The sequence below is a fragment of the Streptosporangium sp. NPDC020145 genome (assembly GCF_040631275.1).
Lineage (GTDB): Bacteria > Actinomycetota > Actinomycetes > Streptosporangiales > Streptosporangiaceae > Streptosporangium.
This window is the reverse complement of the sequence record NZ_JBEXZT010000003.1, coordinates 126,564-139,040: the sequence shown is the minus strand read 5'-3', so window position 1 is coordinate 139,040 and position 12,477 is coordinate 126,564. Positions and strand designations below refer to the sequence as shown.

Annotated in this window: 14 protein-coding genes; 9 read left to right on the top strand and 5 right to left on the bottom strand. The window is 70.9% G+C overall.

Features of this window, described 5'->3' with window-relative positions; all coding sequences use genetic code 11:
• Nucleotides 1-6 precede the first annotated feature (6 nt).
• From ABZ463_RS06125 to ABZ463_RS06115, 3 genes are all read right to left on the bottom strand, one after another.
• Nucleotides 7-645, bottom strand: coding sequence for a GPP34 family phosphoprotein (locus ABZ463_RS06125; RefSeq protein WP_362773534.1), 639 nt, complete (start codon nt 643-645; stop codon nt 7-9).
• 84 nt (nt 646-729) lie between these two features.
• Nucleotides 730-2,139 (bottom strand): APC family permease, encoded by a 1,410-nt coding sequence (locus ABZ463_RS06120; RefSeq protein ID WP_362773531.1) that lies wholly within the window; start codon nt 2,137-2,139, stop codon nt 730-732.
• 321 nt (nt 2,140-2,460) lie between these two features.
• Nucleotides 2,461-3,030, bottom strand: coding sequence for a YceI family protein (locus ABZ463_RS06115; protein WP_352010609.1), 570 nt, complete (start codon nt 3,028-3,030; stop codon nt 2,461-2,463).
• 181 nt (nt 3,031-3,211) lie between these two features.
• Here ABZ463_RS06115 and pabB point away from each other — a divergent pair, with 181 nt between their 5' ends.
• The 7 genes from pabB to ABZ463_RS06080 all read left to right on the top strand — a co-directional run bounded on the left by pabB (nt 3,212) and on the right by ABZ463_RS06080 (nt 9,119).
• Nucleotides 3,212-5,359: an aminodeoxychorismate synthase component I gene (gene pabB / locus ABZ463_RS06110; RefSeq protein ID WP_362773528.1), complete on the top strand. Its 2,148-nt coding sequence runs from the start codon at nt 3,212-3,214 to the stop codon at nt 5,357-5,359.
• A 141-nt stretch (nt 5,360-5,500) separates the two neighbouring features.
• Nucleotides 5,501-5,752: a carbohydrate-binding protein gene (locus tag ABZ463_RS06105; protein ID WP_362773525.1), complete on the top strand. Its 252-nt coding sequence runs from the start codon at nt 5,501-5,503 to the stop codon at nt 5,750-5,752.
• Nucleotides 5,753-5,888: 136 nt separating this feature from the next.
• Nucleotides 5,889-6,152, top strand: a complete 264-nt coding sequence (locus ABZ463_RS06100) for a hypothetical protein (protein WP_352010612.1) — start codon at nt 5,889-5,891, stop codon at nt 6,150-6,152.
• Nucleotides 6,153-6,356: 204 nt separating this feature from the next.
• Nucleotides 6,357-6,659 (top strand): hypothetical protein, encoded by a 303-nt coding sequence (locus ABZ463_RS06095; protein ID WP_352010613.1) that lies wholly within the window; start codon nt 6,357-6,359, stop codon nt 6,657-6,659.
• 94 nt (nt 6,660-6,753) lie between these two features.
• Nucleotides 6,754-7,167 carry a hypothetical protein gene (locus ABZ463_RS06090; protein ID WP_362773520.1) on the top strand — a complete coding sequence of 138 codons (414 nt, stop codon included), beginning with the start codon at nt 6,754-6,756 and terminating at the stop codon, nt 7,165-7,167.
• An 11-nt stretch (nt 7,168-7,178) separates the two neighbouring features.
• Nucleotides 7,179-7,958: a nucleotidyltransferase domain-containing protein gene (locus ABZ463_RS06085; protein WP_352010737.1), complete on the top strand. Its 780-nt coding sequence runs from the start codon at nt 7,179-7,181 to the stop codon at nt 7,956-7,958.
• A 9-nt stretch (nt 7,959-7,967) separates the two neighbouring features.
• Nucleotides 7,968-9,119, top strand: a complete 1,152-nt coding sequence (locus ABZ463_RS06080; RefSeq protein ID WP_362773517.1) for a barstar family protein — start codon at nt 7,968-7,970, stop codon at nt 9,117-9,119.
• A 3-nt stretch (nt 9,120-9,122) separates the two neighbouring features.
• Here ABZ463_RS06080 and ABZ463_RS06075 read toward each other — a convergent pair whose 3' ends face one another.
• Nucleotides 9,123-9,701: a TetR/AcrR family transcriptional regulator gene (locus ABZ463_RS06075; RefSeq protein ID WP_362773514.1), complete on the bottom strand. Its 579-nt coding sequence runs from the start codon at nt 9,699-9,701 to the stop codon at nt 9,123-9,125.
• A 79-nt stretch (nt 9,702-9,780) separates the two neighbouring features.
• On the opposite strand from ABZ463_RS06075, the gene ABZ463_RS06070 reads away from it, so the two are divergent.
• The gene (locus ABZ463_RS06070; RefSeq protein WP_362773512.1) at nt 9,781-10,194 is read left to right on the top strand and encodes a VOC family protein; all 414 of its coding nucleotides are present in this window, start codon (nt 9,781-9,783) and stop codon (nt 10,192-10,194) included.
• A 77-nt stretch (nt 10,195-10,271) separates the two neighbouring features.
• Here ABZ463_RS06070 and ABZ463_RS06065 read toward each other — a convergent pair whose 3' ends face one another.
• On the bottom strand, nt 10,272-11,108 hold the full coding sequence (locus ABZ463_RS06065) for a helix-turn-helix transcriptional regulator (protein ID WP_362773510.1): 837 nt from the start codon (nt 11,106-11,108) through the stop codon (nt 10,272-10,274).
• Nucleotides 11,109-11,210: 102 nt separating this feature from the next.
• Between ABZ463_RS06065 and ABZ463_RS06060 the strand changes: the two genes are divergently transcribed.
• A complete protein-coding gene (locus ABZ463_RS06060; RefSeq protein ID WP_362773507.1) occupies nt 11,211-12,422 on the top strand; it encodes an MFS transporter in 1,212 nt (403 codons plus the stop codon).
• Nucleotides 12,423-12,477 lie beyond the last annotated feature (55 nt).

The following is a 12,477-nucleotide window of genomic DNA, read 5'->3' as shown; positions in this document are numbered from 1 at the left end:
TGGGGGTCAGCGGTAGATGGCGACGGCGGCATCGCGGATGAGGGTCTCGACGGTGCCGATGACCTCCCTGATCATGGGGGAGTGCTCGGCGGCGATGGCGCGCAGGCGGACGACGAGCTGGTTCGACGGCTGGCCGAGATAGAGCGCCGCGTCCACCTCCAGCACGCCGACCAGGCCGCACAGCGCGGCGCAACGCGCGTCGGGCGGCTCCCTGCCCTCCGCCGCGGCGCGCACCCCGGAGCAGGCCCGCACCACCCACGCCATGTCGGTGATCTCGTGGCGGGTCTGCGAGAGCAGGCCCATGCGGCGCCTGGTCACCTGGGCGAGGGCGCCCACGGCGACCAGGCTCGCCTGGGTGTGCCGGCAGACCTCCCCGGCGGCCTGCCTGATCCAGGACCTGACGTCCCCGCCCGAGCGGTCCCGCCGTACCAGGGACAGCAGGCCGTCCACGACCGCGTCACCGAGAGGGGTGTCGTCGGCCAGGGCGCCCCTGCCGCCGGAGACGGTGACACGTTCGCCGACGACCAGTTCGAGCAGCGCGGCCCCGGCCAGCCCGATGGCCATCGACGAGGGATGGACCAGGGGTCTGCCCGACTGGTCGTGGGCGATGAGGTACAGCTCCTGGGGGAGCGGCAGCCCGTTCATGCGTGGTCGTCCTTCGCTACGGTCGTCTTTCGCCTTCGCCGAGGTCGTCCTTAGCAGCGGCCGGTCCGGGACAGGGCGGGGCCCCTACCGGCCGTGTACGGCCTTGCTCTCCCCTGCCTCGTGGGAACCCGGCAGGTCGGGCAGGGACGGCCTGCGGCCCATGGCGTACAGGGCGGCCAGGACCAGGGCGCCCAGGGCGAGCCAGAGCAGGCCGACCGTCTGGGCCATGACGTTGGCGTTGATCACGACGAAGATCAGGATCGCCATCCCGACCAGCGGCACGACGAGATGCGACCAGAAGGCGGCCGAGCGCATGCGGACCACGTAGTGCACGATGACCGAGACGTGCAGCACGACGAAGGCGACCAGCGCGCCCATGTTGATCAGGCTGCCGAGCAGGCTGACGCCGTCCTCCCTGGCGGACATGAACAGCCCGAGCGTGACGGAGAGCCCGGCGACGAGCAGGATGGCGTTGGTCGGCACCGAGTGCCGCACCGAGACCTTGGCCAGGAAGGACGGCAGCTGCCTGTCCCGCGCCATCGCGTAGAGCAGGCGGGAGACGGCGACCTGGGCGACCAGGGTGTTGGCCAGCCCCCAGGAGATCGCGGTCGCGGTCGCGGCGATGTGGGAGAGCGTCTCGCCGCCCGCGACGGCCGCGGCGTCGTAGAAGGCGGTGTCCGAGGCCTGCTTCAGCAGCCCCTCGGGGTCGGGCACCAGCAGGGCGGCGACCCAGACCTGGGCGACGAACAGCACGCCCGCCAGGATCAGGGCCAGCCGCATGGCCCTGCCGACCTGGGCGGATCCGCCGGTCGACTCCTCGACCAGCATGCTGATCCCGTCGAAGCCGAGGAAGGACAGGACGGCGATGGACACCGCGCCGAACACGACCGGCCAGGAGAAGGTCTCCGGGTTGAACAGCGGGGAGAGGCTGAAGTCCCTGCCCCTGCCCTCAAGCAGGGCCCAGAAGCCGATCACCAGGAACAGCGCCAGTACGGCCAGCTCGGCGATGATCATCACCTTGGTGAGGTTCATCGTCATCCGGATGCCCCGCAGGTTGATCACGGTGTTGACGGCCACGAAGAAGAGCAGCCACAGCCACACCGGTATCTGCGGCACGGTCGAGTGCATCGCGATCGAGGCGACGAGGTACAGCAGGCACGGGGCGAGCACGTAGTCGAGCAGGATCGCCCATCCGGTCATGAAGCCGACCGGCGCGGAGATGCCACGGCCCGCGTAGTTGTAGACCGAACCGGACAGCGGGAACGCCTTGACCATCTGCGCGTAGGAGGCCGCGGTGAACAGCAGCGCGACCATTCCCACCAGGTAGGTCAGGACCGGCATGCCGCCCGAGGTGAAGTAGACCGAACCGAAGATCGCGAACGGGGCTATGGGGACCATGAAGATCAGGCCGTAGAACACCAGGTCGACCAGGCCGATCCCACGGCGCAACTCCTGCCGGTATCCGAACCGCTCGATGCTCTCCTGCGGCTGCACGACAGCCTCCTGTGGCGTCATCTGTCAATGTGCGGGCGCGTCCGCCCGCCCGGGGGGTGATGACGGACGGTGGCGGAGCGTGTCCGGTGATCCTTCCGCAGTGCACGGAATGCCGCAAGCGCGTACCATATATCGTCATATTTTCCCCTAAAACAGGGGTTATCTGGCGGCCTGGGAAGTCTGATGGCGCGCCGGGTCAAGCGCCCCGCGGGAGAGGCGGCTCACGGGGTGAGGAGCCGGACGGGCGCGGTGTGAGGCGCCCCGTGAGAGGTTCGGGGCGATCGGGCGGGGTGTCAAGAGCCCTGTGAGGGGCGGGATCCGTCAGGCGTCCCGCGAAGGGACGTCCGGCGCGAGAACCAGGTCGAACCAGACGCCGACCTCGTCGCTCAGGCGCAGCGCGCCGAACAGGGCGGAGTAGGGCTTGATGCCCCACCGGCTCTGTGTGAGCGTGACGGAGCCGCGCACACGCCCGTCCGCCAGCAGGGCGTCGATCGTGACGGGCCGGGTGACCCCGGCGAGGGTGAGGTCGCCCTCGACGCGGAACGCCTCCGGGGCGCCCGCTACCAGGGAGGACCGGAACGCGATCACCGGATGCCGGGCCGTGCCCAGGACCTTCTCCCCGATGTTGCGCAGGATGTCCCGCCGGTCGGCGTCGCTCAGGGGCCTGACCCCGCCGACCCCCTCGCGCACCTGGAACGAGGTCGCGTCCACCTCGACGGACACCGAGGAACGGGCCGGGTCCTCGGCGTCCACGACCGCCTCGCCGTGCCAGCGGGCCGCCTCAAGCGTCAGGTCGTGCCCGGCCTTGGCGCCCAGCCCGGTGCGGGTCGTGCGCACCAGCAGCGGACCGTTGCCCGGGCCCAGCGGGTAGGTGCCGGTGACGATGTCCACCCCCTCAGGCTAACTCCGGTCGCGGTCTCCGCCGTCCGGGGGAACCTCCGGGGTGACCGTAGACTTGGCGGCGCCGTGTGGGGACGAAAGGGACAAACGGCCGCGCCGAATCGTCTCACGGGCCGACGAGCTCCAGGCGGCGTTCCGTTCCCGGCGGCAGGCCGTTGACCCTGGAGGCGTCGTGCGGGTGCTGCTCATCGACAACTACGACTCGTACACCTTCAATCTGGCGCAGCTCATGGCCCAGGTCTACGGGCGGATGCCGGTCGTGGCCCGCAACGACTCGGCCGCGCTGCGGGAGGCCGACCAGGCGGGCTACGACGCGATCGTGGTCTCACCCGGCCCGGGAAGACCGCAGGAGCCACGCGATCTCGGACTGGCCGCCGACCTGCTGCGCACGACCCGGCTGCCCGTGCTCGGCGTCTGCCTCGGCCACCAGGCCCTCGGCTGGCTGGCCGGTGGCGAGGTCGTGCCCGCCCCCGAGCCGCGTCACGGCTACGTCGACCGGGTCAGGCATCTGGGGACGGACCTGTTCACCGGGATCCCGCAGGACTTCGCCGCGGTGCGCTACCACTCGCTGTGCGTCGAACCCGGCGGGGCGCCCGACCTCGTCACGACCGCCTGGACCGGGGACGGGGTGACGATGGCGCTGCGGCACCGTACGCGCCCCTGGTGGGGGGTGCAGTTCCACCCCGAGTCCGTCGGCACCCGGTACGGCGCCCGCCTGGTGGAGAACTTCGCCACCCTCGCCCGCGAGCGGATCACCCTCACCCGGGGCGGCGCCGTACCCTCACGGGAGCACGAGCCTGAGGCCGTGCCCTCACGGGACCGCGATCCCCTGGTGGAGCACGGCCCGGTGGCACCGGGGGAGCGCGGGCTAAGCGGTGGATGGCGCCTCAGGGTGCGCACCGCCGCCTTCGAGGCCGACGCCGAGCGGACCTTCCGCCGCTGGTTCGCCGAGAGCCCCTCGGCCTTCTGGCTCGACAGCAGCCGGGTCGAACCCGGTCTGTCCAGGTTCTCCTTCGTCGGCGACGGAGGCGGCCGCCACGGCGAGACACTGCGCTACCGGGTCGGCGACGGGAAGGTCACCTCGACGGCCGCCGACGGCACGACGACCTCCCTGCCCGGCTCCGTCTACGACGTTCTCGCCAGGCGGCTGGCCGAACGCGCGCTCGGCGACGACCCCGGCCTGCCCTTCGACCTCGACGGCGGATACGTCGGCTACCTGGGCTACGAGATGAAGGCCGAGTCGTTCGGGTCGTCCGGAGCCGCCGCCCACCGCTCCGGCCTGCCGGACGCCGTGTGGATCTCGGCCACCCGTTTCGTCGCGATCGACCACCTGGCGGGCCGCACCTACGTGGTCGCCCTGGCCGGGCCCGGCCCCGAGGACGCGCGGGAGGCCGACCACTGGGCCGACCTGGTCGCCGCGGACCTGCCCGCCGGGGGAACCCCCGGGGAACCCGCCGCCCGACCCGCCGCCCAGGAGGAGTTCGACGTCGAACCATGGCTGGCCCGCTCCCGCGACGGCTACCTGGCCGACATCGCCGAATGCCACCGCCTGCTGCGGGCGGGGGAGAGCTACGAGATCTGCCTGACCACCACGGCGCGGCTGCCGTACACCGGGGACCCGCTGGACTTCTACACGCGTCAGCGCCTGCTCAACGCCGCGCCGTACGCGGCCTTCCTGCGGTGGGACCGGCACCGGGTCGCGTGCTCCTCACCGGAACGCTTCCTGCGGGTCACCCGTGACCGCACCGTGGAGTCGAAACCGATCAAGGGTACGGCCCCGCGCAACCCCGACCCCGTCCTCGACCGTCTCGTCCGCGACGGCCTGGCCGGGGACCCCAAGACCCGCGCGGAGAACCTGATGATCGTGGACCTGCTCCGCAACGACCTGGGGCGGATCTGCGAGGTCGGCACGGTCGAGGTGCCGAACTTCATGGCGGTCGAGTCGTACACGACCGTGCACCAGCTGGTCTCCACCGTACGGGGCAGGCTGCGCGCGGACGTGGACGCGCTGACCGCCACCCGGCACTGCTTCCCCGGCGGCTCGATGACGGGCGCGCCGAAGATCAGGACCATGGAGATCATCGACAGGCTCGAAGGCGCCCCGAGGGGGATCTACTCCGGGACGCTCGGCTACTTCGCGCTCAGCGGCGCGAGCGACCTCAACATCGTGATCCGCACCGCGGTGATCGGCGACGGCCACCTCACCGTGGGCGCGGGAGGGGCCGTCGTGCTGGACTCGGACCCGGTCGCCGAGTACGAGGAGATGCTGTTGAAGGCCCGTGCCCCCCTGCGCCCGCTCCAGGCCGTACGGCCACACTGACGACCGGGCCTCCCGGAGAACGGGGAGGGCGGCCCGGGACACGGTCCGGCCGGAGGTATAGCGGCGGGGCATGGAAAAACGTTGGCTATCGGTTCCCGCCGAGTACGGACATTGTGGGAGGAACCCCCTGAAGGAGGCACCATGAAGCGCAGTGTCATCGCCGCCCTTCTCACCGCCGCCGCGCTGGGCGCCATCCCGTACGGCGCGCAGCCCGCGACGGCCGAGGTCGCCCACCACGCGGTGGGGATCCAGGCCTGGCAGGTCGGACGTTCCTGCAACGTGGGCGACCTGTACTACTACGAAGGCCACGTCTACCGCTGCCTGGCGAGTCACACGTGCAACCTGAGCTGGGCGCCGCCCAACACCCCGGGCCTGTGGCAGCTCGTGCAGTGACGGCCCGCGTCCGGCCGCCCCCGGTTCCCCCGCCGGCCGGACGCGGTTCGGTGGTCTTCTCGTCCCGAGGCACGGAATTCGTGCCGGTCGTGCGCGGTGGCATGCTGGAGGGCCGGCGACCACGAGGAGCACAGCGATGACCCTTCCCCCCAGCACACGGCGCACCCCCCTCGACCAGGAGGAGAGAGTCCGGGCGGAGGCGGGCTTCGTCCCCCTCGTCGTCCACCACCTCACCACCGACGGGAGCTTCCGGGTGTCCGCCGACACCCCGGAGATGGTCGAACTGTTCCAGTCGGTGGCCCGCAGGGCGGGAGAGCTGCTCCAGCGCCCCGTGACCAGTTACGCCAACGGCAGATACATCGTCATCGCCTTCGCCCAGGAATCCCTCCCACGGGCCTGACCGTCGGCACGGAGTTTCAGACGCCTTTCCCCTGAACGAGGACGGCTTCCTTTCCCGCGCCCGTGAACCCAACCGGTCGGCGTCCCGCACGCGGCCCTGTGCGCCGCCTCCCCGTGGGGGTGGAACGAGCGGGCACGCCGGTGGTGGTCCCGGTCCGGGAGAGGGTCAAATGGACCTCTCCGGACCGGAAGCGAGGAAGCAGCAGTGACCACTCTGCGGATCACGGTCACCGACGTGACCGATGACCAGTACGGCGCCGTCGTCCAGGCGCTTCGCGACGCCGGTCTGCCACCGAGCCAGTGGAGTGTCAGGACCCAGGCCGAGGTGACCCCTTCCGGCCCCGCCATGTGGCTGGCGCTCGCCCTGTTCGCCATGGCGGTGGCGATGCTGCTCGCCTGGATCTGGGCGGGGGAGTGGCGCTGGGGCGCCACGGCCGTCTTCCCCCTCCTGGCTGCGGTCGTCAGCCTCGGGGTGTCGCTCTCAAGGGGAAATCCGAAGAGGAAATAACGATCTCACTGTTAGCCTCTTTCCTCCGTTCCCTCCACAGAGGAAGAAGAGTGAGCGAAATGCCAGTCTTCGGGGTTGAAAGGTGCGATGTCCGGTGAATCCCGTGTGGATCGTGGACATCGACGGCACTCTCGCTCTGCGCGGAGACCGGCGCCCGTACGACTGGCACCGGGTGGGGGAGGACACTCCCAACCCTCCCGTCGTCGCCGTCGTCCAGGCCCTTCTCCTCGCCGGACACCCCGTCGCGTTCGTCTCAGGACGCAAGGAGCAGTGCCGTCGCCAGACCGAGATGTGGCTCGCCACCCACGTCACCAGCCTCGGCGACACCGAGGTGTGGATGCGTGGTGACCACGACGACCGGCCCGACACGGTCGTGAAGCGCGAGATCTACACCAGGCGCTTCGCCCACCGTCCCGTCGCCGGGGTCATCGACGACCGGGCCTCCGTCACCGCCATGTGGCGCTCGCTGGGCCTGACCGTGCTCCAGGTCGCCGAGGGGAACTACTGATGGTCGGGTGGATGAAGCACGGCGGCCCCGAGTTTCAGGAGATCGCCGACAAGCACACGATCTTCCGCTTCCAGGTCGGGTCCGGGCTGCACGGCACGGCCATCGCGGGCACCGACGACCGCGACGAGATGGGCATCTGCGTCGAGCCCGCCGCCTACGTCGTGGGGCTGCGCAGGTTCGACCAGTACGTCTATCGCACCCAGCCCGAAGGCGTCCGCTCCGGCCACGGTGATCTCGATCTGACCGTCTACAGTCTCCGCAAGTGGATGCGGCTGGCCCTGGACGGCAACCCCACGGTCCTGCTGGGGCTCTTCGTGCCCGAGTCCGAGATCGTCTCCATCACCGACCTCGGCCGTGACCTTCTCGCGGAGGGGCCCGGTTTCATCCTGTCCCGCCAGGCGGGCCACCGCTTCCTCGGCTATCTCCGGTCCCAGCGGGACCGCATGGTGGGGCACCCCAACGGGAAACGCACCAACCGGCCCGAGTTGATCGCCCTGCACGGATATGACACGAAGTTCGCGGGGCACATGGTCCGCCTCGGCGCGCAGGGGGTCGAGCTCATGGAAAACGGCACGATCACCCTCCCCATGCCCGAACCGTGGCGGTCCCTGATCATCGGCATCAGGAAAGGTGAGTACACCAGGGAGGAGACCCTCGCCGTCGCCGCCGACCTCGAAGCGCGCCTCGAAAAGCTGCTGTCCACCTCGCCGCTGCCCGAGACCCCCGACGGGGACCGCGCCGACCGGTGGCTGATCGACGCCTACACCCGCACCTGGTCCGCGGAAGGCTGACCTCCTCTGATGAACGACACGGCATGGGACCGGGGTTTCCCGGTGAAGTACCTCCTGGTCGATGAGGACGACGACGGCGAACCGGAGCTCTGGGGGCGTTGCGCGGGTGTCGAGGGGCTGTTCGCGGACCCGGTGCCGCCGCCGAGGGAGGTCCTGACGCTGCGCGGGTGCGCCCCCGAGGGCCCGCTGCGTGCGGCGATCGACTGGCCCGGTGAGGCGACGGGTCTGCTGGGTGACCTGTGCGTCGAGATCAGGGACGACCCGCGACCGACGCGGCGGTGGGAGCTGGCGGACGTCGTCGTCATCACCCACCATCCCTGCCAGGCCGATCCGGCGCTGGTCGACGTCGTCGTGGGGGCCGGGGTCAGGCAGGACGGGTTCAGCAGGGAAAGACTGCCCACGTCACCGCGGTTCGAACTGTCCGTCGCGACCGCCGGAGACCTTGAGACCGTGGGCCACTGCCTCCGGGTGGACGGCCTGTTCGCCCCGCGTGCGGCGCCGGAGGCGATTCCCCTGGAACTTGTCGGCTGCGAGCCCGCCGAACGGCTGCGCGCCGTACTGCGCAGGCCGCGGAAGTGGGAAGGGGGCTGGGCCGGGTTGTGGGCGCTGGACCGCGACGGCAGAGTGATGGCACACCACACCGTCGGCCTGGGCATCGGCGGAGCACGCCCGTCGACGCTCGGCGGCACCCTGATCGACATCACCCTCACCGACGGCGGGAAGGACCGTCCCCCACTGATCGCCCGTCCGATCTGGGATGTCTGGTACCGGGGAATCCCGGCGACGCCGAACCAGTGGGCGCCGTACTCCGCGGAGGGCAGGCGCCAGTGGAGCCATCTCGCGATCCACCGCGACATGGGTGCCAGGCGGCCCGACCGCTCGGGTGGTGTGTACCATCTCGACGGCCGGTTCGCCACGGACGTGCCCGGTCTGCACTGTGCGATGGGTGAGGCCCTCCTCGGTCCCGGCGGATACTACGGCTGGGGATGGAGCGCCTTCACGGACTGTCTGTGCGGTGGATTCGGGGTGGTGGCGCCCTTCACCCTGATCTGGCACGACGCCGACGTCGCCCGCCGGGCGCCGGCGGAGGGGCTGCCCTCCTACTTCGGGGAGGTCGTGGGCCACCTTGAGGAGCATGGGGTCACGGTCGTCTTCAGGTGACGGTCAGGAGCGCAGGGACTCCAGCATGCGGGTGAGGGCGGCTCCGGTCTCGGCGAGGTCGCCGGGGTCGGCCGAGTCGGCGAGCCACAGGGCGGCCTCGTTCATGGCGCCGGAGAGCAGGTGGGTCAGGGGGGCGACCGGTCGCTCGGGGATGACACCGGTCTCCATCAGCAGGGTCAGCGCGTCGGCGAGATGACGCGCCGAGGCGGCCTCGTCGAGGGCGCGCCACTCTCTCCAGCCGAGTACGGCGGGGCCGTCGATCAGCATGATCCGCCGGACGTCCGGGCCGGTGCTCGCGGTGAGGAAGGCGTGGCATCCGGCGACGAGCCGGTCCCAGGGGTCCGGCTCGGCGTCGGCGGTCGCGGCAACGTGCCGGCCGACCTCCTCCTGCACCTGGGCGAGGACGGCGCGAAACAGCGCCGCCTTGCCGTCGAAGTGGTGGTAGAGGGCACCCTTGGTGACGCCGGCGGCGTCGACGATCTGGGACAGGCCCACGGCTCCGTACCCCTCGGCCGCGAACAGCCGCCTGCTCTCCCGCAGCAGTGCGCGCCTGGTCTGCTCGCGTTGCTCTGCTCTGCCCATGTCCCTCCTCGCGCTTTTGACATACCGATGGTACGCCAACTAGCTTTCACATACCAACGGTATGTGAAAGGGGTTCGCCATGGTCCTGACCAGCTTCTATCCGGTCGTCTGCACCGAGCACCTGGCCGAGAGCCGGGACTTCTACGTCGAGTTGTTCGGTTTCGAACCGACCTTCGAGGCGGACTGGTACGTGAGCCTGCGGCGTCCCGGCGCGCAGCCGTACGAGCTGGCTCTGCTCGACCACCGGCACCCGTCGCTGCCCGAGGCCTACCGGGCGCCGGTGCGGGGACTGCTGCTCAACTTCGAGGTGGAGGACGTCGACGCGGAGTGGGAGCGGCTGGTCGTACGGCACGGCCTGCGGCCCGAACTGGAGCTGCGCAGCGAGGACTTCGGGCAGCGGCACTTCATCGTCGCCGACCCCAACGGGGTGCTGATCGACGTGATCACACCGATCGAGCCCTCCGCCGAGTACGCCGAGCAGTTCAGGGAGTGATCTGTGTCCGCGGCCGGCGCCACGGCCCGGCTTGAGAGGCCTGCCCGGCCCGGTCGAAGCCCGTCTCCTGAGATCCCTCAGGAGATGGACCGGAGACGGCCGTGGGAGCGGCGCCGGAGATGGTCGACGGCCTCGGCCGTCCGGTCGTCGGCGGGGAGGAAGACGACGAGCTGCTGCGCCTCGGCGGGCAGTTCGAACGTCTCGCGAAGCAGGCGAAGCCGGTGTCCCTCCGGGTGGTCGAGCCGGAGAACACCACGTCGCGGCACCGCGTGACGTCTCAGGCGGCGGGTGAGGTCAGGCCCGGCGACGGGGGTGAGCTCGGCGGTGAGCCACTCCAGGTTCTCAAGGGACGGCGCCTGCCACAGGTCGAAGGCCTGCTCGTCCGCGACGTCGTCCCAGTCGACGAAGAACGTCCGGGCGCGGGGGTCGGTGAACAGGTAGCGGTTGAGGTTCGGACGGGCGGCGTCGAGCAGGCCGGTTCCCTCGGTGATCGACCGGTAGCCGCTGGTGTGGGCGAGGACGTCACCCAGCCGGTTGGTCACGATGGCGACACCGGGTTCGAGGAGACTCAGTGTCCGCAGGACGGACGGCCGCACGTGCCGGGACGGCGGCACGGGCCGGATGTGGACCGAGCACCCCTCGCCGGTGATCTTCGCGAGGTAGCGCAGGTGGTTGCGTTCGGAGGGGCTGAGACGGAGCGCGTCGGCGAGGGCGTTGACGACCGCCGGAGACGGGTTGCGGTCGCGGCCCTGCTCGATACGGGTCAGATACTCGACGCTGACACCGGCCTGCGCGGCGAGATCCTGCCGCCGCAGACCGGGTGACCGGCGGCGGTCACGGTCCGGCAGCCCGCAGGACTCCGGCTGGATGCTGTCACGTCTGGCCCGGATGAAATCCCCCAGTGGCGTTCCCACTCCGAAAAGGTATCCGGTCGTGCGCCCAGGAGGGTGGCCCTCCTGGGGCCAGCCTGGGTTCGGTCTGGCCGCCGGACACCGTGTGGCGTGATCGTGGTGCGCATGGAGAATGTGTCGACACGACGTTCCGGTCAGGCGTTGCTGGTGTGGGGGCTGCTCGTGGTGGCGGCGAACCTGCGGGCGAGTCTGACCGGTGTCGGGCCGTTGCTGGATCAGGTGCAGGCCGATCTGGGGTTGGTCCCGGCCGTGGCGGGCCTGCTGAACACACTGCCGCTGCTGACGTTCGCGGCGCTGTCCCCGCTGGTGCCCCGGCTGGCCGCGCGGTGGGGGGCCGAGCGGCTCCTCGGGGGCGCGCTCATGGTGCTGACGCTGGGGATCGCACTGCGGTGGGTGCCGGTGGCGGCCGGCCTGTTCACGGGAACCGTACTGATCGGGGCGGGCATCGCCGTGGGCAACGTGCTGCTGCCGAGTCTCATAAAGCGCGACTTCCCGACCAGGGTGGGGATGCTGACCAGCGCCTACGCCACGGTGATGGGCGGCGTCGCCGCGGTCGCGTCCGGGGTGGCGGTGCCGATCAGCGAGGTCGCTCCCGGCGGCTGGTACACCGCGCTGGGCTGCTGGGTCCTGTTCGCGCTGGTGGCCGTCCTGCTGTGGCTTCCGCAGATGCGGGCTCCACGGCGTGCCGTACAGGCCGTTCGAGGGCACCGGTTGCCGTGGGGCTCCGGGCTGGCGTGGGCGGTCACGGCGTTCATGGGGCTGCAGTCGCTGGGTTTCTACGTCGTCGTGACGTGGCTGCCCCGGTTCCTTCAGGACAACGGCACGAGCGCGGCCACCGCGGGATGGCTGCTGTTCCTGTTCCAGGCGGTCGCGGTGCTGACCAGCCTGGCGGTACCCGGTGTGATGCGCCGGGCGGGTGACCAACGCGTGCTGGCGGCGATCTGCTCGGCGGTCATGTTCCTCGGCTACCTCGGGCTTCTCGTGGCGCCGGGGGCGGCGCCGCTGTGGAGCGTCGTCCTGGGGCTGGGCGGCGGAGCCTGCCTCGTGCTCGCGCTGGCCTTCATCGGCCTGCGCGCCCAGGACGCGAACGTGGCGGGGGCGTTGTCGGCGATGGCGCAGTCGATCGGTTACCTGCTGGCCGCGGCGGGGCCGGTGGTCTTCGGGCTGCTGCACACGGTGAGCGCCGAGTGGCGGGTGCCGATCGTGGTGATGTGCGCCGCCGCGGCAGGCCAGACGATCGTCGCGCTGGCGGCGGGCGGGGGTACGGTGCACCCGGCCACGGGCGAGGTTCCCGACCGCGTTCCGGCGCCCCGGTAGCGCCGGAACCGTACCGCCGAAGGACGTCCCTCCAGCCGGTGAGCCGGAGAGACGT